We start from the raw sequence: 18,981 nt of genomic DNA on the forward strand, positions 1-18,981 counted from the left end.
CACATTCGAGCATCGGGCTAGAGAAGAAGTGGCAGATAAGAGGTCTCCTGCGCCCCCTGCTGCTTCCTGAGGAGAACCTCAGTGGAGCCTGAGGGGGTGCTGATCAACCGTCACTCACTCCATGTCCGGCACGTCGCCTCCTACAAAGAGTGTTGTCGGCTCACCGTATTCACCAAGCGAAGGGTTGGCATCGCGTGACCACGCAATGACCCCAGCATGTTTTCCCGCCAATCCCTTTGCGGTCCTAATCGCGCGATCCTCGGTCTGCTGCTCGGCTGGCCCAAACACAGGCTGAAGGTCGCCTGTCTCATCGCGGTCGAAGGCGGTGACGACGATTAGTTTCGGTGCCTTGTGCTGAGGCTGTAAGTTATCCGGCATGAACGTCATCTCTCCGTTGGACTAGAAGCCGGTTGAAGTTGAGCGGTGCAGGGGGGAGAACCTCAGTCATCTCGAACAGTGGCACTGTGGCCGTGGAGGCTTCCGGCTCTGCCGTCTTCTGCTTGGCCTTGAGGTCTGTGATTTCCTCGTCGCGGCGCGCAATTCGGCTTTCTAGATTTGCAATGCGCTCCGTTAAGAAATAGCGTCCGACGACAAATCCTCCGCCGCCAAACAACGCGGCAAAAGTAGCGAACGCTACTGGGTTAGCGATAACCAGCGCCGTGTTGCCGCCAATAAAAGCGATAAGGTCGTGCATCGAGCGGGGTCCCTCATCCAAGCACGGGTGGCGTAGGGTCAAAGCTGATTGCCACCAGCCCAGGATGCCGATGGGCGAGGGTGAGGATTTGGGTTTCCAGCTCATAGTTGTAGGCCATGAGCGCCTTCACGGTCTCAAGAGGGCTCTCGTAGCGGCCTATAAGCTTCTCCGCTTCGGCATGTAGGTCGGCCTTGGAATCGGAATCGAGATGCATCGTGGCCATCGCAATATCTCCTAACGGGCTGCCCTGCGCTGTGCAGTGAGTGCATCAAGTCGTTCCTGAAGGTGCCCGTTGAGCACGATCATTTCCTTAAGCGCCTTCATCACATCACCCTTGTGCACGGCAATGAAATCCTCGGCATGGGCCTGGAGGGCAGCCTCCTGGCGGCTATTCAATGCACAATGTGGTCCATGCCGATCACTCCAAATGTTCCAAGCTTGCAGTGAACAGAAAGAGAACAAAAATGTCAAGAGCGGATTGACCAGGAGAGGAATGAGTTCCTATTTTGGGGTCATGCCTGACACTGGTGGAACACGAAAGCGTGGTGGCGAGTGGAAGCTCAGCAATGCCCATGAGACTGGTCAACTCGTGCTTGTCAGATGCGGGCTTGTAACGTCAAACGTTGGTATCAGCCGAGTGACCTGAGGGAATCTTTGGGGACATCGAGGCCGAGCTGGTCGGGAACAAAATGAGCTGCAAGCGATGCGGCAAGAACGAGTACATGCACGCCGAGACGCAAAACCTGTCGGCTCGGGAACGGCAGGACATCCGAGTTAGGCGACTTGCCGATATTAGGATGGCACGGCACCCGAAAGCGGCCCCAACCCGGACGTCAGACGGTTCTACAATTGGCCATCGACTTCTGGCAAGTGCGCCATAGCGCGTCAGCACGACTCCAAGTGTGCTACTTTTTGAACGGAAGCTTTGCGCCTCTCATATACGTTCAGGGCAGCAAAGCACTGATCCCAAAACCGGTCATCGATGAGCGAGCGGGAACTGCAACGCATTGAGTGTTGTCCAGGGTTATAGAGCTACGGATGACCGCGTTACAACCGTTTCGTGCGACCCGATTCTTCTCTGTAACCATCATGCAGCAGCGCGGCTGAAGCGGTTGATCATGAAATCGTCGAGCGGCGTTTCGCAACGGTCGGTCGCGATGAGCTCGGCCATGGCGTCGCCCACGCCCGGACCAAGCTGGAAGCCATGTCCGCTGAAGCCGAAGGCGTGGAACAGGCCTGGCGTCGTTGCCGAGCGGCCCATGACCGGCAGCATGTCCCTGATATAGCCCTCGCAGCCGGACCATGTACGGATGACCGCGACCCGCGCGATTGCCGGCAACAACCGCGCCACGGCGCGCAATTGCAGGGGAAGGCGCATGGGATCGGCGGCCGCATGGCCGGGTTCGAGGTTCACCGACACCCTTTCGGCGGCGCCGCCGAAAACGATGTTGCCCCGCTCGACCTGACGCAAATAGGCGCCATGGTCCTTGTCGCGCGTCCAGATGCCGACCACCGGCAGAATCCGATGCGGCAGCGGCTCGGTCACACCCATCTGCGGACCGCGGGCGTCGAGCGGGACCTCTTCGCCAAACTGTGCGGCAATGCGCGCGCCCCAGGCTCCGGCGGTGTTGAGCAGGCACTCGGCGGCGAATGCACCCTTCGAACTGGTGACAAGGAAACCAGAACCCGTGTGGGTGATCTTCTCGACCTCAGCTCCCTCGATGATTTGCGCCCCCAGTTTGCGGGCCGCCTCGGCAAAGGCGGGTGCGATCAGCCGTGGATTGCCGCTGCCATCTTGCGGAGAAAACGACGCTCCGATCGAGTAAGGGCCGAGACCGGGAAACCGGGAACGGATCTCACGCGGGCCGAGTTCTTCCAGCTCGAGCCCCCACGGCCGCGCGGCTTGGGCATAGGCCCGCATATCGGCAAGGCTTCCTTCATCGAAGATCAGCCGGATATGGCCGGTGGCGCGGAACTCGACGTCGCGGCCAAGCATCTCTTCAGCCTCGCCCCACAGCCTGAGCGAGCGGTCGGCCAGCGGAAGCTGGGACAGATGGCGCCCCGTACGCCGGATGTTGCCGAAGGAGGCGACGGTCGCCCCGGTGCCGATCCGCTTGCGCTCGACCAGCGTCACGCGCGCGCCGCGCCTCGCGAGGAAATAGGCCGAAGCCGTCCCCATCAGTCCACCGCCCAGCACGATCACGTCCATGGTTATTCCTTGTGCGGAGCGGATACTCCCTGAAGACGCCGATCTTGTCGGCACCGCTTCATTGCGTCAAAGATGAGTTTGGACAACAGCCATAAGCCGAACCTATGGAGTGGCAATGCGGGCCCGTCAGCTCGAAGTGTTCATCGCCGTCATGCGCGCGGGCACCGTGACCGCCGCGGCGCGGATGCTGAACATTTCCCAACCCGCTTTGAGCCAGATCGTGATCCACACCGAGGACGAACTCGGCTTCACGCTGTTCGAGCGCGTCAAGGGCCGGCTGCGGCCGACCCCGGAGGCGCTCGAGATCTTCGCCGATGCCGAGCGGCTGTCGGCGGGGCTGGAGGGCTTGCGCCGCAAGACCACCGACCTTCGGCTGGGCCGGACGGGGCTGGTGCGGGTCGCGGCCTCGCCGCCGCCGTCCATGGCGATCTTGCCGCGCGCCTTCACCAGCTTCCGGGCGCAGCATCCCGACATTTTGCTACGGTCCCACATGGCGCCGATCGCCGCGATCATCGACATGCTGCGCGCCGGCGATGCCAGCCTCGGCGTCGCCATGGACGACCGCCTGCCTCCCGATATCGACGCGGAAGTGATCGGCAGCGTCGGCTTCTCATGCCTGCTGCCCACGGGGCATGCGTTGGCCGGGAAGACCGAGCTGACGCTCGCCGATCTCGCCGGCGAAGAGTTGATATCCTATCGCGCAAACACCCGTCCCGCCGACGAACTGACCCACGCTGCCCGCGCGCAGGGTGTGGTGCTTTCGCCGTCGCTCGAGATCGACGTCTCCATCTCGGCCGTCGGCTTCGTCCAGGCCGGCCTGGGTGTCGCGCTCGTCGACGCGCTGCTGCCATGGCACCAGTTTGCCGGGCTTGCCGTCAGGCCGCTCGCGGCGGGGCCGGAATTTCCGATCGCGCTGCTGACCTCGCGCACCCGGGCGCTTTCGCGGGCCGATGAGATGATGCGCGAGCAAGTCCGCGCGGCCTGTTCCGCCGTGCTGGGCGGTGACAGAGCAAGGGCATAAGCAAGACTTATAGTCCCGCTCGTCATACGTCTTGGACCCTGGCCATCCTGTCGTGTCAGCTTTGGTTGGCAGACAGGAAGGGACGCATCATGGATGGTGCCATCGTGGCGGACGAGGCGAGCAACGAAGCCGACTGGAAGGTCGGCGTCGATATCGGTGGCACATTCATCGATTTCTGCGCGCTCGAAGCAAATTCGGGGCGCGTCGCCTCGCTGAAAGTGCTGACGACGCCGGAAAATCCGGGTGCCGAACTGATGACGGGCCTCACGCTTCTGACCGAGCGTGAAGGCTTTGATCCTGCCCGCATGACGCGCTTCGTGCACGGTACGACCGTTGGCATCAACACCATCATCCAGCGCAAGGGCGCACCGCTGGCACTGTTCACCAATGCCGGCTTCGAGGACGTCATCGAACTGGCGCGGCTGCGCATGCCGGACATGTATTCGCTGTTCTGCTCGCGGCCGGACCCGCTGATATCGCGCGACATGGTTTTCGGCATTCCGGCCCGCATGCGTGCCGATGGCAGCGAGTCCCGGGCGCCGGACATGGCGGCGGTGGAAAGGGCGGTGGCGGTGGCGAAAGCGAACGGAGCGCAAGGCATCATCGTGTCCTTCCTCCATTCCTGGCGCAATGCCGCTCAGGAAGCTTCGGTGAAGGCGAGGATCACGCGTCTTGCGCCCGACCTGTTCGTCTTCTCCTCGGCCGAGGTCTGGCCGGTCATCCGTGAATATGAGCGCAGCTCGACCGCCATCCTCAACGGCTATGTCCATCCGCGCGTCTCCGGCTATCTGACGGCGTTGGAAGAGCGGCTGAAGGACCACGGTGTACCCGCCCGCCCCATGCTGACCAAATCGAATGGCGGGCTGATGAACGCTGCCGAAGGCAAGCGCGCCTGCGTGAACATGCTTTTGTCGGGGACAGCCTCCGGTGTCATGGGCGCCTCGTGGCTGGCGCGCCAGGCCGGAGAGGACAGGATCCTGACCCTCGACATTGGCGGGACCTCGGCCGATTTCGCGCTCATTATCGATGGCGAGCCGCAATTCGGCACCGGCGAACTGATCGGCGAATTTCCGCTCCATATCCCCTCCGTGTCGGTAAGCTCGATCGGTGTCGGCGGCGGCTCGATCGCCAGTGTCGATGCGCAAGGTGTGCTGCGGGTCGGACCGGAATCGGCCGGTTCGACGCCAGGACCGGCGTGCTATGGTCGTGGCGGCGAGAGGCCGACGGTGACGGACGCCATGGTGGTGTGCGGATGGCTCGGTCACAGCGAGATGGCCTATGGCCAGTTGCGGATCGACACCGGCCTGGCGCATCGCGCGGTCGGCGAGCTTGCCGCCCGGCTCGACCGCCCCATCGAGCACACCGCGCAGGCGATCCTCGACATCGCGGTGTCGGAGATGTTCGTCGAGGTCGAGAAGCTTGCCTCGCGCGCCGGCGTGGACTTGCGCGATTTCACGCTGATGCCCTTCGGCGGCGGCGGGCCGATGCTGGGCGCATTCCTTGCCCGCGAACTCGGCATGAAGCGCGTCATGGCGCCCCGCCGGCCCGGTGTGGTGTCGGCGCTGGGCGGACTGGTGGCGGATTTGCGCGGTGACTTCATTCGCACCATCTTCAGCCCGCTGTCTGGCGTGGCGCTTGCCGGAATTCGCGAAGCCTTCGAGGCGTTGGCGCGCGAGGGCCGCGACTGGCTCGCGGCGCAGGGGCACGATGCGGCGGCGGAGCTCAGTCTCACCTGCGACATGCGCTATGTCGGGCAGAGTTATGAGATCGAGGTCGTCCTTCAGCCGGAATGGCTGGCGGAGGGCAATGTGGCCGCCATCGCGCAGGCCTTCCACCTCACCCATGAGCGGCTCTACGATTTCCACGACCCGGAGGGCGGGATCGAACTTGTGAATGTCCGGCTATCGGCCATAGGCGCAGGGCCGAAACTCTCCTTCCCGGAAATCGACGAGGTCGATGCTCTGGCCATTCCGGCGCGCCGGCTCTCCGTCTACACGGGAGCGAGCGTCGAGACTGTCGACCTCCACGACCGGCAAGCCCTCGTGCCGGGAAGCATGTTTCACGGGCCTGCCGTGGTCGTTCAGGAAGACACCACCTTTGCCATTCCCGCGGGAGCGCAGGCAAGGGTCGACCGCCTTCTCAACCTTTTGCTGACCTTCCCGGAGTGATGCCTTGTTTGACCGGACAAACCTTCAGGTTCTGGCGAACCATGCCCGCGCGGCCGCAGAGAACATGGCGCACACGCTGCACCGCACCGCGCACTCCGCCTTCGTCAAGGAGACGCAGGACTTTACCGTGATGCTGATGGACCGTTCAGGCGCGACCTTCGCCGTGCCGATGGAGCTCGGCGCCACCTGGTATCCGGGGCTTTCGTATCACCGCGCGATCGCCATGGTCGATGACTACCGGCCGGGAGATATTGCCTTCACCAACGATCCCTATTCCGGGCACGTCGCCACGCACGCGCCCGACACGCATCTTTGGAAGCCGGTCTTCGTCGATGGCGAGATCGTCGCCTGGACCGGCGGGCATATCCACAACACCGATATGGGTGGCGCCGTGCCGGCTTCGCTCAGCCGGGCGCTGACCGAAATCCATCAGGAAGGCATCCGCTTTCCCCCGATGAAGCTGGTGAGAGAGGGCGTCTTCGACGAGACGATCCTGCGGATCATGAGCACCAATGTGCGCAAGCCCGACCTCAACATCGGCGACATCAAGGCGCTGGTCGGCGCGCTCAACACCGGCGAGCGCAAGATCCAGGCAATGGTGAGGAAGTTCGGCAAGGCAGGCTTCATCGAAGGCGTTTCCGCTCTTCTCGACCAGGCGGAAGCGCAGGCGCGCGACGTGCTGCGCTCCATGCCCGACGGCACATGGGATTTCTGCGACTATGCCGATGAGGATTCCGTCGAGGCCAATCCGTGCCGGCTGAAGCTGACGCTGACGATCAAGGGCGACGAGTCGGTGCTCGACTTCACCGGCTCCGATCCGCAGCTCGGCTCCTCGCTCAACGTGCCTTCGGGCGGTGACCCGCGACACACCATGCTGCTGGTTGGCGTCTACTACGTGCTCTACACGCTCAACCCGAAGATCCTGCTCAACACCGGCCTTACCCGGCCGTTTACCTGCATCACGCCCCGGGGCTCCGTGCTGAACCCGGTACACCCCGCCGCCGTGGGAATGCGCTCGCTCACCTGCGCCCGGCTGCGGTCGGTTATCTTCGGCGCCTTCTCGCAAACGGTGCCGGAGCGCCTGCCAGCAGCTCCGGCCGGCAACAACTGCATCGTCAATGTCATGACCACGGACGAGCGCACTTACCGGACCGTCATCACGGCGGTGAATCCCGTGGTCGGCGGCGGCGGGGCGATGCCGCATCGCGACGGAACCAATGGATCGGGCGCGGATGCCGCCTATCTCAAGAACACGCCGATCGAGATCACCGAGACCGAGACCCCGGTCGAATTCGTGAAATACGGGCTCGCCAGGGATAGCGGCGGGGCGGGGCGTTGGCGCGGCGGGTTGGCGACCGAAATGGCCTTCCGTGTCTTTGCCCCCGATTCCAGGATCACGGCGCGCAACCGCGACCGCAGCTTCTTTCGTCCCTGGGGCGTGCTGGGCGGCAAGGCGGCCGGCCTGTCGGACATGATCGTCAATCCAGGGACCGAGCATGAGCGGCGGCTGGGCAACATCGACACCACTGTGCTGCAGCCCGGCGACGTGCTTGAGATACGCTCCGCCGGAGGCGGCGGGCGCGGCGATCCGCATCAACGCGAACCCTGGCGGGTCGCGCAGGATGTGCGGCGCGGCTATGTCTCGCCGGCTGCGGCCGAGCACGGCTATGGCGTGGTCATCCGCGGCGGCGAGATCGACGAGCAGGCAACGGGGCAATTGCGCGCGCGGCAGGCGCCTGCCGCCGGCCATTTCCATTTCGGTCCGGAGCGCGACGGCTACGAAGCGCAGTGGACGCCGGCCGCCTATGACCGGCTCACGGCCATACTGGGAGATTTGCCGATCCACTGGCGGTTCTTCACCAAGACGGAGATCTTCCGCCGCATGAAGGGGCGTTCGGGGCCGGCAGGCGTCCAGCAGGCGTTCGACGCTGTTTGCGAACGGTTCCCGGAACTGCCTCGTCCTGGCCCGGTGCGAGAGGCGGCTGAATGATCACCGACGGCCGCATCGTCCGGCTCGCCGAATTCGGGCGGGCGCAGCTGCATTTCTTTCTCGACGGACAGATGTGTAGCGCATTGGCGGGCGACACCGTGCTGACCGCGATGCTGGCATCAGGACACGCGCTGCGAAAATCCGAGTTCGGACCCGAGTGGCGCGCCGGGTTCTGCCTGATGGGAGCCTGCCAGGATTGCTGGATATGGCAGGACGAGGGATCGCGCATCCGCGCGTGCTCGGCCCCGATCACCGAAGGCATGCGGTTGCGCACAACGGAGCCGGAGAGCTGGCCGTGAGCGAGACCTCGCCGCGGATCGTGATCGTCGGCGCCGGTCCCGCCGGCATAAGGGCCGCGGCCATGCTGGTCGAGGCAGGGCTCCACCCGGTGGTGATCGATGAAGGGCAGCGCGCGGGCGGGCAGATCTACCGCCGCCCACCTGCCGGGTTCGTCCGCACGCCGGAGCAGCTCTACGGGTCGGAGGCGGCGAAAGCGGTCGCATTGCATGCCCTCTTCGACCGGCTGGCCGAAGAGGGGCGCCTCACCCATTGCGCGGCAAGCTCGGTCATCGCCTTGCAGGAGGGGCGGCTGCACGTGTTGGGGGAGGGCGGCGTACAGCTGGTCAGCTATGACCGCCTGATCCTTGCGACGGGCGCATCCGACCGTGTCGCTCCGGTCCCGGGCTGGCAGAGTGCCGGCGTCTACAGCCTTGGCGCGGCGCAGATCGCGCTGAAGGCGCAGGGCGTGGCGCTGGGGCAGCGCATCGTCCTGATCGGATCGGGGCCTTTGCTGACGCTGGTTGGCGCCCAACTCGTCAAGGCTGGAGCGGATGTGGTGGCGGTGCTCGACACCTCTTCCCGGCGCCAGCAGATGCAGGGACTCTGGGAACTTGCCGCCCGGCCGCTGGTCGCGCTGCGCGGTCTAGCCCTGCGGGCGAGGCTCGGCGGCCGCTATCATGCCGGCGTGACGCTCGAACGGATCGAGGCCGACGGCAAAGGTGTCACCGCGATCCGCTGGCACGACGCCGGCGGCAGGGAACATCTCACGCTATGCGACACGATAGGCGTGGGCTGGCACTTGCGGGCCGAGACGCATCTCGCCGACCTGGCGGGATGTGCCTTCATTTATGACGAGAAGTGGCGGCAATGGCTGCCAAAGACCGATGAGATGGGCCGCGCCGGCAACGGAGCCTATCTTGCGGGCGATGGAGTTCGTCTTCTGGGAGCAGACGGCGCGGAGATCGCGGGGCGTCTTGCCGCGGTGGCGTGCCTTGCCGATCTCGGATTTCCAGCGCCCTCCACCGCGTCCGATTTGCGCAAACTCGCACGGCTCGAACGCTTTGCCCGCGGCCTGGCTCGCGCCTTTCCCTGGCCGACGGCGATGGCGCGGGCACTCCCCGACGACGCGGTCGTCTGCCGCTGCGAGAACGTGACCGCCGCGGCCCTACGCCAGAGCACTGATTTCGGCGGTACCGAAGCCAACAGGGTGAAATCGCTGTCGCGCGTCGGCATGGGGCGATGCCAGGGGCGCTATTGTCAGCTGGCCGCCGTCGAACTCATCGCGGCGCAGACCGGCTGCACGCCTGGCGCTGTCGGTCGGTTCCGCGGGCAAGCGCCTGTCCGCCCGGCGCCTATCGGCGCCTTTCTGCGGGACGGCTGATGCGATTCTGGGCCGACCTGGTATGTCTGCCTGTATCACGTCTAAAAGTCGGCGACCTTCCCCCAAGACGAAGCGTCGAAGCGCCTGGGATCATAGGATTGCGGATCGACAATCGGTTTGGAGCCGGTCATCAGATCGGCGACGAGATGCCCGGCGCCGGGTCCGATGCCGAAGCCATGCCCCGAGAACCCGGCAGCCAAAAACAAACCCGGAACGATATGGATCTCGCCAATGGCAGGCACACCGTCGGGCGTGCTGTCGATGTAGCCGGCCCAGGTCGCGCTGATCCTGGTCTGGCGCAGTGCCGGCAGCAGCTCGAGCGCCCGGGCGTGGGCCAGGCGGATGGTCGCCTGGTCCGGAACCGGGTCGAGGATGCGCACCCGCTCCATCGGTGTCGGCTGGTCGAGCCGCCAGTGTCGGAGCGTTTCGTGACCCGAGCGCATGCCCTGCAGGCCGCCAGGCGCGAGGCTGCGCCACCGCTTCAGGAACATCGGCAGGAACTGCGAGGAGAAGCGCAACTGCTGCGGCGTAACGTCCACGCGCCCGCGTCCGCTTATGGCGAGCGTGTGGCCGCCGTCGCCGCGACGCGTGACCGAGATCCCTTTCGTGTGCAGCGCATCCGGCAGACCTTCCGCGCCTGGCGAGACGGACAGAATGGACGAGCGGATCGACGCCTGCGGAAAACGGAAACCGAACTGCCGGCAAAAGGAGGAGGCCCAGGCACCGCCGGCCAGCACAGCCATCTTGGTCCGGATCGTTCCGCTTTCGGTGACCACGCCGCTCAGGCGGCCGCCTTCGGTCTCGATACCCCGCGCGGCGCAATTCTGGTGCACGGAGCCGCCAAGCTTGAGGATGGCGCGGGCGACCGCGGGTGCTGCCCGCGACGGATCGGCGGTGCCGTCGGTGGGCGAGAAGACGCCGCCCTTCCATGTCCGGCCGGTGGCGCGGCCCCGCTCGCAGGCCTCGGTGCCGTCGAGCATATGCGTCGTGACGCCAGCCGTTTTAGCGAAGTCACGCCAGCGCACCCAGCCGGCCAGTTCCGCATCGTCGTTGCTGAGATAGAGCAGGCCGCAGCGGCGAAAGCCGGTGTCTTCGCCAGTCTCTGCCGCAAAGCTGCCCCACAGGTCGATGCTTCTTGTCGCCATCGGCAACTCGCGCGCGTCGCGGTTCTGCTGGCGGCACCATCCCCAGTTCCTGGAAGACTGCTCGGCGCCGATGCGTCCCTTTTCGACGAGCGCCACTTTCATGCCGCGCCGTGCCAGGTAGTAGGCCGCGAAGATACCGACGATGCCGCCGCCGATCACCACCGCGTCCGCGTTCCGTGGCAGGTCTCCGGATGTCTCGATTTTCTGTAGGGGTGCGCGCATGGTCTCTCTGCCTTGACGCGCCAATTTAACGCGTTGCGCAGGCAGCCGCTGCCGCAGTTGCGGCCGAAGCAGAATTTTATTCCGGCAACGCAGTCAAAATCGGGAACCGCTGCGTTTCAAAGCGCTCTCCGCTTGGATGGACAGGCCAACGGGCTGTGGTAGTGTCAATGTCTATGAGCAAGGCAGCATTTTGTGCTGCGGCATGTTCTGCGGAGACGACAGTGAAACTGGATCGGATCGATATCAAGATTCTGTACGAGTTGCAGAAGAATGGCCGCATCACCAACGTGGAACTGGCTGATCTGGTGCACCTGTCGCCAAGCCCGTGCCTGATGCGGGTCAAGAGACTGCAATCGGAGGGCTACATCGAGGGCTATTCCGCGCAGATCAATATCGGCAAGCTCGGCCAGACGCTGACCGTGTTCACCGAAATCACCTTGAAGAACCATCGCCAGGTGGATTTCGCCCGCTTTCTCGCCGTGGTTGAGAAGATCGACCAGGTCATCGAATGCCACCTCGTGTCGGGTGGCTACGACTATCTGATGAAGTTCGTGACCGCCGGCATCGCCGAGTACCAGACCATCATGGAGCGGCTGACCGACATGGATATTGGCATCGACAAGTATTTCAGCTTCGTGGTGCTGAAGTCGCCGATCGTCAAGGCGCACATGCCGCTGCCCAGCCTGTTTCCGAGGTAGTCCGCGGCGACCGCGCCGCGCTTGTCGCCTGCGGCCCGCTACAAGGCGTCCGGCCGCAATATCGGGTGCAGTGCCTTCAATTCGGCTTGCATCTCGGCAATCATCCAGGCGCGGATATCGGAGACGACAGGCCGTACCGGCCTTGAGCGCGGCGCTATCAGCTGATGGATCCGACCCGTCTTGATCTGCCTGTCCGAGGCCGGGACAAGGGTTCCCTGAAGCAATGCCCTTGAAACGTTGCTGAGCCAGCCGAGCGCCACGCCTTCCCCGTTCATCGCGGCTTGAAGCACGACCGCGTAGTCCGAGAATTCGAGCCACTTTGCCCTGCTGGTCTTGCGGTCCGCCACACTGCCCCAGGCGTCCAGCCACTGCTCCTTGGCGTCGGTCAGGTGAAGCAAGGCATGACCTTCCCCGGTTCCGGCATGGATCAGCCGGCCGTGGGCCGACAAATAGGATGGGCTGCACACCGGAACGATGATCTCCGGCGAGAATGCCCAATGGTGATAGTGGGTGTCGTCATCAGCCAGGATTCTCGTGGCAAGGTCGACAGTCTCGGCGGGTCCTCGCAGAACGCCCGCGATCAGTTCGAACCTCAGGTCGACGTCAGGAAACCTGGTGTTGAATGCCCCTAACCTCGGAACGAACCAATAGGTTGCCAGAGAACTCGAAAGGGAAAGAGTCACCACCGGCTTTGCAGCACTGTTCTGCTTGATCCTGCGGATCGCCTCCGCAATGCCGTCAAATCCCTCCCGCACCGCCGAATAGAGGGCACGTCCGTCCGGGGTCGGGGTCAACCCCGCAGGACTCCGCGTGAAAAGAGCAACACCAAAATCGGCCTCGAGCTGGGCAATGCTGCGGCTGATCGATGGTTGCGTGACGTTGAACTCGCGCGCCGCTGCCGTGAAGCTACCCGACCGGACAGCAGCTTCGAAGACAAGCAGTCCGCGCGCGGAAGGAACGAGTTTTGCGAAACCAGCCATACGCCCAGGGTATAGCCACCCCAACAATTTACAAGCTTTCTACGATCTCGGAAATGGCGAAGTATAACCCTGATGAATGGGGGAGCAGGACGTGAAGGCAGCGGCATCTCAAGCGGGCAGCACATCCAGCGATCCTCTGCTTCAGCCGTTTCGGCTCAAGGGTCTGACGCTGCGCAACCGCGTCGTCAGCACCAGCCATGCCTCGATGCTGGACGATGGCGGCCTGCCGCTCGAGCGCTACCAACGCTACCACGAGGAGAAAGCGCGCGGCGGCCTGGCGATGACCATGGTGGGCGGCTCGGCCATGACGTCGCCCGACTCGAGCTGGGGCGGCGGTCAGCTGGACCTCTCGACCGACCGCATCGTGCCTCATCTCCAGTCCCTGTCGCAGCGGGTGCATCGCCATGGCGCTGCCATCATGTGCCAGGTCTCACACCTTGGCCGGCGCGCTACCGCCTATGCCGGAAACTGGCTGCCGCCGGTGGCGCCGTCACGCGTTCGCGAGACGCGGAACCGGAATTTTCCAAAGGAGATGGACGCCCCCGACATCGACAGGATCATCAAGGATTACGCCAGTGCCGCTAGGCGCTGCGTGGACGGCGGTCTGGACGGCGTCGAAACCGTCACCGGCGGCCATCTGATCGGGCAATTCCTCTCGCTCAGAACCAACAGGCGCACGGATGGCTTCGGCGGCTCGCTGGAAAACCGCGCACGCTTCGGCCTGATGGTTCACGAGGCGATCCGCCGCGCGGTGGGCGACGACTTCGCTGTCGGCATCCGGTTCGTGATCGACGAGGCGGTCGAGGATGGCTCGGATTTCGAGGAATGCCTTGCCTTCGCCAAGCTGTTCGAGCGGGAAGGCCATATCGACTTCTTCAACTGCATCTTTGGCCGCATGGACACCGATCTGTCGCTGGCTGAGCAGAACATGCCCGGCATGTTCAGCCAGAGCGCGCCGTTCTTGCCGCTGGTCGGACAGTTCAAACGGGAAACCAGGCTGCCCGTGATCCACGCCGCAGGCATTCGGGACATAGCGACGGCCCGCCATGCCATCCGCGAGAACCTTGTCGACCTGGTCGGCATGACCCGAGCGCATATTGCCGACCCCCATATCGTCAACAAGGTGATGCGCGGCGAAGAAGAACGCATTCGCCCGTGTGTCGGCGCGTCCTACTGCCTCTACAAGAAGGTGCAGTGCATTCACAACCCGGCCAGCGGCCATGAAACGATCATCAGCCATACCATCATGCGGGCTGAAACGCCGAAACGGGTGGTCGTGATCGGCGGTGGCCCGAGCGGGATGGAAGCGGCAAGGGTCGCCGCCGAGCGCGGCCACAGAGTGAGCCTGCTCGAAGCTGGGGCGCGGCTTGGTGGGCAAGTGCTCATCGCGGCCTCGGCGTCCGATCGCAATGATCTCATCGGCATAGTCGACTGGCGCGTAGACGAACTCGCGCGGCTTGGAGTGGAAGTCCGTCTCAACACCTATGCGGACGCAGAAATCGTCATTGCTGCGGAACCGGACGCGGTCATCGTCGCCACCGGCGGCGTTCCGGATATGGAACGGCTGGAGGGTGCTGAACATTGCGACAGCGTATGGGACGTCCTGACCGGGGTCGTGCCGGCGAAGGACGATGTGCTGATCTACGACGAGACCGGACGCCAGGCCGCAATTTCCTGCGCCCTGCATCTCGCCCAACACGGGCGCGTGGTCAGCCTGGCCATAGCGGACGACACGCTGGCGATCGAGACGCCCTATCCGGACCGGGTGAGTTTTCGCAAACGCGCCTCGGAACGCGGCATCCGCGTCGTCAGCGATATGCGTCTGGTCAAGGCAGCGCGCCAGGGCAACGGCATCGCCGCCACGTTCCGGCATGAACTCACCGGTGCGGAAACAGAAATGACGGCGGCCCAACTCATTGTCGAGCGCGGCACCGTGCCCATGGAGGATACCTACCAGGAACTGCGTGCGCGCTCCGCCAACAACGGCGTCACCGACATAGCGCTGATGACGGGAACGGCAACGAAGCGGGACAATGGTCCGCAAGCTGCCGGATCGTTCGTCTTGCACCGCATTGGAGACGCAGTGGCCAGCCGGGACATCTACTCGTCGATCTACGAGGCCTACCGGCTCTGCTCGCAATTGTAGATGGGGCCATGAAACTCGATCGGATCGACATCAAGATTCTGTACGAGCTGCAGAAGAACGGCCGCATCACAAATGTGGAGTTGGCCGAACGGGTCAATCTCTCTCCCAGCCCCTGCCTGATGCGGGTAAAGAAGCTGCATGCCGAAGGCTATATCGTGCGCTATTCGGCGCAGATCGACATCGCAAAGCTGGGGCGGACGCTCACCGTCTTCACGGAAATCACGCTCAAGAACCATCGACAGATCGACTTCGCGCGTTTCCTTGCCGCCGTCGACAAGGTTGATGCGGCCGTCGAATGCCACCGCGTTTCCGCCCGCTACGACTATTTGATGAAATTCGTGGCCGCCGGCATCGGCGAGTATCAGGAGATCATGGAGCGGCTGAGCGACATGGATATCGGCATCGACAAGTATTTCAGCTTCGTGGTGCTGAAATCTCCCATCGTCAAGGCGCACATGCCGTTGCCCAGCCTGTTCCCGATGTAGTCAGAGCGGCTCACCGTTTCCGTAAAATGCTGAGCGGCTCTAGCGATGGCCGTATTGGCTGACGAGCTCGGGATCGCGGACGAGGCCATCGAGCCACGTCGGATCGAGCTTCGGCACGGAGGAGAACAGAAGCTTGGAATAGGGGTGGGTGGGCGCCTGCAACTTGTCGGGCGTGATCTGCTCCACCCGCTGCCCATTATACATGACCATGATTTCGTCGCAGATCGCTTCGACGACGGAGAGGTCGTGGCTGATGAAAATATAGGAAAGGCCCAACTCGCGCTGCAACTCCTTGAGCAGTTCGATCACGGCGGCCGCGACCACCGTGTCGAGCGCCGAGGTGATTTCGTCGCAGATGATGAGCTTGGGGTCGGCCGCCAGAGCGCGCGCGAAGTTCACGCGTTGCTTCTGGCCGCCCGAGAGCTCCGACGGACGGCGATAGCGCAGGCCCCTCGGCAGGCGAACCATGTCGAGCAGTTCGTCGACGCGCTTCGAGCGCGCCTGTCTGTCGAGCCCGTGATAGAAGGCCAGCGGGCGGGAGATGATGTCCTCCACCGGCTTGGCTGGATTGAGCGCGGTGTCGGCATACTGGAACACGATCTGCATCTCGCGCAGCTGGTCCTGGCTGCGTTTCCCCGCAGTGCGCTCCAATTCCTTGCCGTCGAAGACGATGTCGCCGGCCGCCGCCGGATGGATGCCGGCGATGACGCGCGCCAGCGTCGATTTTCCGCAGCCGGATTCGCCGATGACGCCGAGATTGCGTCCCTTCTCGACGACTAGGGTGACGGAATCGACAGCGCGGATAATCGGCAGTCCGTCACCCCGCACCGCGCCGTAGCCGGCGGTCACATTGTCGATACGCAGCAGCTCTTTCGTCCCGGCATCCGCGTCCGCATGCGCTTGCCGCGGTTTCGGCTCGAAGGCAGCCAGCAGTTCGCGCGTATAGGGGTGCTGGGCAGCCGAAAGTATCTGAGCCGTGGTGCCTGTCTCCTGCACTTCGCCGCCCTTCAGCACGACGATGTGGTCGGCGATCTGGGCGACGACGGCGAGGTCGTGGGAAACGTAGACCCCCGCTATTCCGTCCGCCCGCATGACCGACTTGAATGCCTTCAGCACGTCGATCTGCGTCGTAACGTCGAGTGCCGTCGTCGGCTCGTCGAAGATCATCAGCTTGGGATCGCCGATGAGCGCCATGGCCGCCGACAGCCGCTGCAATTGCCCGCCCGAAACCTGGTGCGGGTAGCGCGCGCCGATCCCTTCCGGATCCGGCAACGACAAGGCCCGGAACAGCTCGACCGCGCGCTTGCGCGCCTGCTCGGGCGACATCAGCCCGTGGATGCGCGTAACCTCGATCACCTGCTCCATGATGGTGGACGAGGGGTTGAAGGAGGCGGCGGCACTTTGCGGAACATAGGCAATGTCGGTGCCGCGCAACCTGGCGCGCTGCTTTTCGGAAAGTGCCGCCATGTTCTTGCCGTTGACATTGATTTCGCCGCCGGTAATCCGGCAGCCAGGCCGCGCATAGCCCATCAGCGAGAGCGCGATCGTCGTCTTGCCGGAACCGCTCTCACCGATCAGGGCGACGATCTCGCCATCGGCGATGTCGAGGCTGACGCCCTTGATGATTTCGACGACACGACCGGCGTCGGTCGTCGCCTCGATCCTTAGGTTCCTGACCTCGACGAGATTGGTCATGCGTCCCTGTCCCTGATCTTCTGCGGCAGGTTGTCGATCAGCAGGTTGACGCTGATGGTGAGGCTGGCGATCGCCAGCGACGGAATGATGACCGCGGGCGCCGCGAAGGGCAGGCCGCCGATGTTCTCGCGCACCAGCGCGCCCCAGTCGGCGAGCGGCGGCTGCAGGCCGAGCCCGAGGAAGGACAGGCCTGAGAGCAAGAGCACGATGAAGACGAAGCGCAGGCCGAAGTCGGCCAGAACCGGGCGCATGATATTGGGTAGGATCTCGGACCCGATGAGATAGGCGGTGCTTTCGCCGCGGACGCGAGCGACGGTCATGAAGTCCATGCTGTTGATGTTGACCGCGAGCGCCCGCGCGAAACGGTAGGCGCCGGGAATATAGATGACGGCGAGCGTCAAGATCAGCGCCGGGATCGACGAGCCGACAGCGGCGACGACCACAAGGCCGAACAGCTTGCTGGGGATGGAGTTCATGGCATCGAGGAAGCGGCTAAGGCAGCTGTCGAGCCAGCCGCGGGTGACGGCAGCGATCATCCCCAGCACGACGCCCGAGAAGCAGGCGATGGCGACGGCTGCGAGCGATATGCCGACGGTGTAGCGCGCGCCCATCAGCACCCGCGAGAGCATGTCGCGGCCCAGATAGTCCGAGCCGAGCCATAGGCCCTGACGCATCGGGCCGAAATAATCGTCGTCGACGATATCGCCGATCGAATGGGGAATGATGTAAGGCGCGAAGATGGCGATCAGCGTCCACGCCAGGATGACCAGCGCGGCCACGACGCCCACGAGATTGTAGCTGTGGCCAAGGAATGACCGTCGGGAAGCTGCCACGCGCGCCATCGTCACCTGAGCCTCGGGTTGGACATGATGGCGATGATGTCGGCGACGGTGATGAGCAAGAGATAGCCAAGGCAGAAGATCATCGCGCAGCTCTGGATCAGCGGCAGGTCGCGGGTCGCGACGGCATCGACCATCAGCTTGGCGATGCCGGGATAGTTGAAGATCGTCTCCACGATGATGACGCCGCCGACCAGATAGGACAGCGACAGCGCAACCGCGTTGACGATTGGCCCGAGCGCATTGGGGAGTGCGTGCTTGAGCACCATGCGGCCGCGTGAGGCGCCTTTGAGAAGCGCCATCTCGACATAAGGCGTGGAGAGCGTTTCGATCACCGCGGCGCGGGTCATGCGGATCATCTGGGCGGAGATGACGAAGGTGAGCGTGATCACCGGCATTGCATAGATGCGCACGAGGTCGGTCAGCGTATGCGCCTCATTGACCGAGGAAAGCGCTGGCAGCCATTTGAGATAAACGGCGAAAAGCAGGACCGCCAGCGTGGCGACCATGAATTCCGGCACCGAGATGACGCCGATCGAAAGAATGGTGACGGTGCGGTCGTAGAGCGAGCCGCGCAGCATGGCGGCGGTGATGCCCAGCGTCAGCGCCAGGGGGACCGAGAGCAGCGTGGTGATGCCGGCGAGCTCCATGGTGTTGATGAAGCGCCCGCCGATCAGTGCCGCGACCGGCATCTCATTGGCATAGGAGGTGCCGAGATCGCCGTGGAGCAGGCCGAGAAGCCAGCGCAGGAAGCGCAGGATTGCCGGATCGTTGAGATGCATGGCCTGCCGCAGGCCGGCGACGGCTTCGGGTGTCGCCGCCTGGCCGAGCAGGATCGACGCGGTGTCGCCGGGCAGCATGCTGGTGGCGAAAAAAACGGCGAACAGGACGATCAGAAGCGTGATGACCGCGATTGCCAGCCGCTTCAACACGAGGTTTAGAACCCCAGACGTCATGGAAGCGCTCCTGCGGTTGCGTTCGGCCAAGCCATGTTGCGCAATAAGTGCCAGGGACCGGCTGTCCGGTCCC

17 protein-coding genes are annotated in these 18,981 nt (G+C 64.0%); 8 read left to right on the top strand and 9 right to left on the bottom strand.

The window, feature by feature from the left end:
- Nucleotides 1-114: 114 nt before the first annotated feature.
- The 4 genes from FJ948_RS20460 to FJ948_RS20485 all read right to left on the bottom strand — a co-directional run bounded on the left by FJ948_RS20460 (nucleotide 115) and on the right by FJ948_RS20485 (nucleotide 2,903).
- Nucleotides 115-378, bottom strand: a complete 264-nt coding sequence (locus tag FJ948_RS20460; RefSeq protein ID WP_140707880.1) for a hypothetical protein — start codon at nucleotides 376-378, stop codon at nucleotides 115-117.
- Nucleotides 368-694 carry a hypothetical protein gene (locus FJ948_RS20465; RefSeq protein ID WP_140707544.1) on the bottom strand — a complete coding sequence of 109 codons (327 nt, stop codon included), beginning with the start codon at nucleotides 692-694 and terminating at the stop codon, nucleotides 368-370. Before FJ948_RS20465 ends, FJ948_RS20460 begins: the two co-directional genes overlap by 11 nt.
- A 13-nt stretch (nucleotides 695-707) precedes the next feature.
- Entirely contained in the window at nucleotides 708-917 is a 210-nt protein-coding gene (locus tag FJ948_RS20470; protein WP_140707546.1) for a hypothetical protein, read from the bottom strand.
- A gap of 864 nt (nucleotides 918-1,781) precedes the next feature.
- Nucleotides 1,782-2,903, bottom strand: coding sequence for an FAD-dependent oxidoreductase (locus tag FJ948_RS20485; RefSeq protein ID WP_140707550.1), 1,122 nt, complete (start codon nucleotides 2,901-2,903; stop codon nucleotides 1,782-1,784).
- Nucleotides 2,904-3,018: 115 nt separating this feature from the next.
- Between FJ948_RS20485 and FJ948_RS20490 the strand changes: the two genes are divergently transcribed.
- The 5 genes from FJ948_RS20490 (at nucleotide 3,019) to FJ948_RS20510 (ending at nucleotide 9,742) form a co-directional block, all read left to right on the top strand.
- The gene (locus FJ948_RS20490) at nucleotides 3,019-3,924 is read left to right on the top strand and encodes a LysR family transcriptional regulator (RefSeq protein WP_140707552.1); all 906 of its coding nucleotides are present in this window, start codon (nucleotides 3,019-3,021) and stop codon (nucleotides 3,922-3,924) included.
- A gap of 89 nt (nucleotides 3,925-4,013) precedes the next feature.
- Nucleotides 4,014-6,092, top strand: coding sequence for a hydantoinase/oxoprolinase family protein (locus FJ948_RS20495; RefSeq protein WP_140707554.1), 2,079 nt, complete (start codon nucleotides 4,014-4,016; stop codon nucleotides 6,090-6,092).
- A 4-nt stretch (nucleotides 6,093-6,096) separates the two neighbouring features.
- On the top strand, nucleotides 6,097-8,082 hold the full coding sequence (locus FJ948_RS20500; RefSeq protein ID WP_140707556.1) for a hydantoinase B/oxoprolinase family protein: 1,986 nt from the start codon (nucleotides 6,097-6,099) through the stop codon (nucleotides 8,080-8,082).
- Nucleotides 8,079-8,381, top strand: coding sequence for a (2Fe-2S)-binding protein (locus FJ948_RS20505; protein ID WP_140707558.1), 303 nt, complete (start codon nucleotides 8,079-8,081; stop codon nucleotides 8,379-8,381). Before FJ948_RS20500 ends, FJ948_RS20505 begins: the two co-directional genes overlap by 4 nt.
- The gene (locus FJ948_RS20510) at nucleotides 8,378-9,742 is read left to right on the top strand and encodes an FAD/NAD(P)-binding oxidoreductase (protein WP_140707560.1); all 1,365 of its coding nucleotides are present in this window, start codon (nucleotides 8,378-8,380) and stop codon (nucleotides 9,740-9,742) included. Before FJ948_RS20505 ends, FJ948_RS20510 begins: the two co-directional genes overlap by 4 nt.
- Before the next feature lie 41 nt (nucleotides 9,743-9,783).
- Here the strand turns inward: FJ948_RS20510 and FJ948_RS20515 are convergent, their stop codons facing one another.
- Nucleotides 9,784-11,109 carry an FAD-binding oxidoreductase gene (locus tag FJ948_RS20515; protein WP_140707562.1) on the bottom strand — a complete coding sequence of 442 codons (1,326 nt, stop codon included), beginning with the start codon at nucleotides 11,107-11,109 and terminating at the stop codon, nucleotides 9,784-9,786.
- A gap of 221 nt (nucleotides 11,110-11,330) precedes the next feature.
- On the opposite strand from FJ948_RS20515, the gene FJ948_RS20520 reads away from it, so the two are divergent.
- Nucleotides 11,331-11,807, top strand: coding sequence for an Lrp/AsnC family transcriptional regulator (locus FJ948_RS20520; RefSeq protein WP_127327820.1), 477 nt, complete (start codon nucleotides 11,331-11,333; stop codon nucleotides 11,805-11,807).
- Between the two features lie 38 nt (nucleotides 11,808-11,845).
- Here the strand turns inward: FJ948_RS20520 and FJ948_RS20525 are convergent, their stop codons facing one another.
- Entirely contained in the window at nucleotides 11,846-12,787 is a 942-nt protein-coding gene (locus FJ948_RS20525) for a LysR substrate-binding domain-containing protein (protein WP_140707564.1), read from the bottom strand.
- 76 nt (nucleotides 12,788-12,863) lie between these two features.
- Between FJ948_RS20525 and FJ948_RS20530 the strand changes: the two genes are divergently transcribed.
- Nucleotides 12,864-14,933 carry an NADH:flavin oxidoreductase gene (locus tag FJ948_RS20530; RefSeq protein WP_140707566.1) on the top strand — a complete coding sequence of 690 codons (2,070 nt, stop codon included), beginning with the start codon at nucleotides 12,864-12,866 and terminating at the stop codon, nucleotides 14,931-14,933.
- Between the two features lie 8 nt (nucleotides 14,934-14,941).
- On the top strand, nucleotides 14,942-15,418 hold the full coding sequence (locus tag FJ948_RS20535; protein ID WP_128308402.1) for an Lrp/AsnC family transcriptional regulator: 477 nt from the start codon (nucleotides 14,942-14,944) through the stop codon (nucleotides 15,416-15,418).
- A gap of 39 nt (nucleotides 15,419-15,457) precedes the next feature.
- On the opposite strand, the gene FJ948_RS20540 is transcribed toward FJ948_RS20535, so the two are convergent.
- The 3 genes from FJ948_RS20540 to FJ948_RS20550 are packed head-to-tail and all read right to left on the bottom strand — an operon-like array spanning nucleotide 15,458 to nucleotide 18,908.
- The gene (locus FJ948_RS20540) at nucleotides 15,458-17,113 is read right to left on the bottom strand and encodes an ABC transporter ATP-binding protein (protein WP_140707568.1); all 1,656 of its coding nucleotides are present in this window, start codon (nucleotides 17,111-17,113) and stop codon (nucleotides 15,458-15,460) included.
- On the bottom strand, nucleotides 17,110-17,955 hold the full coding sequence (locus FJ948_RS20545; protein WP_140707570.1) for an ABC transporter permease: 846 nt from the start codon (nucleotides 17,953-17,955) through the stop codon (nucleotides 17,110-17,112). The genes FJ948_RS20540 and FJ948_RS20545 overlap by 4 nt, the downstream gene beginning before the upstream one ends.
- A gap of 2 nt (nucleotides 17,956-17,957) precedes the next feature.
- Entirely contained in the window at nucleotides 17,958-18,908 is a 951-nt protein-coding gene (locus FJ948_RS20550) for an ABC transporter permease (protein WP_140707572.1), read from the bottom strand.
- Nucleotides 18,909-18,981 lie beyond the last annotated feature (73 nt).

Source organism: Mesorhizobium sp. B2-3-12, from assembly GCF_006442205.1.
GTDB lineage: Bacteria > Pseudomonadota > Alphaproteobacteria > Rhizobiales > Rhizobiaceae > Mesorhizobium.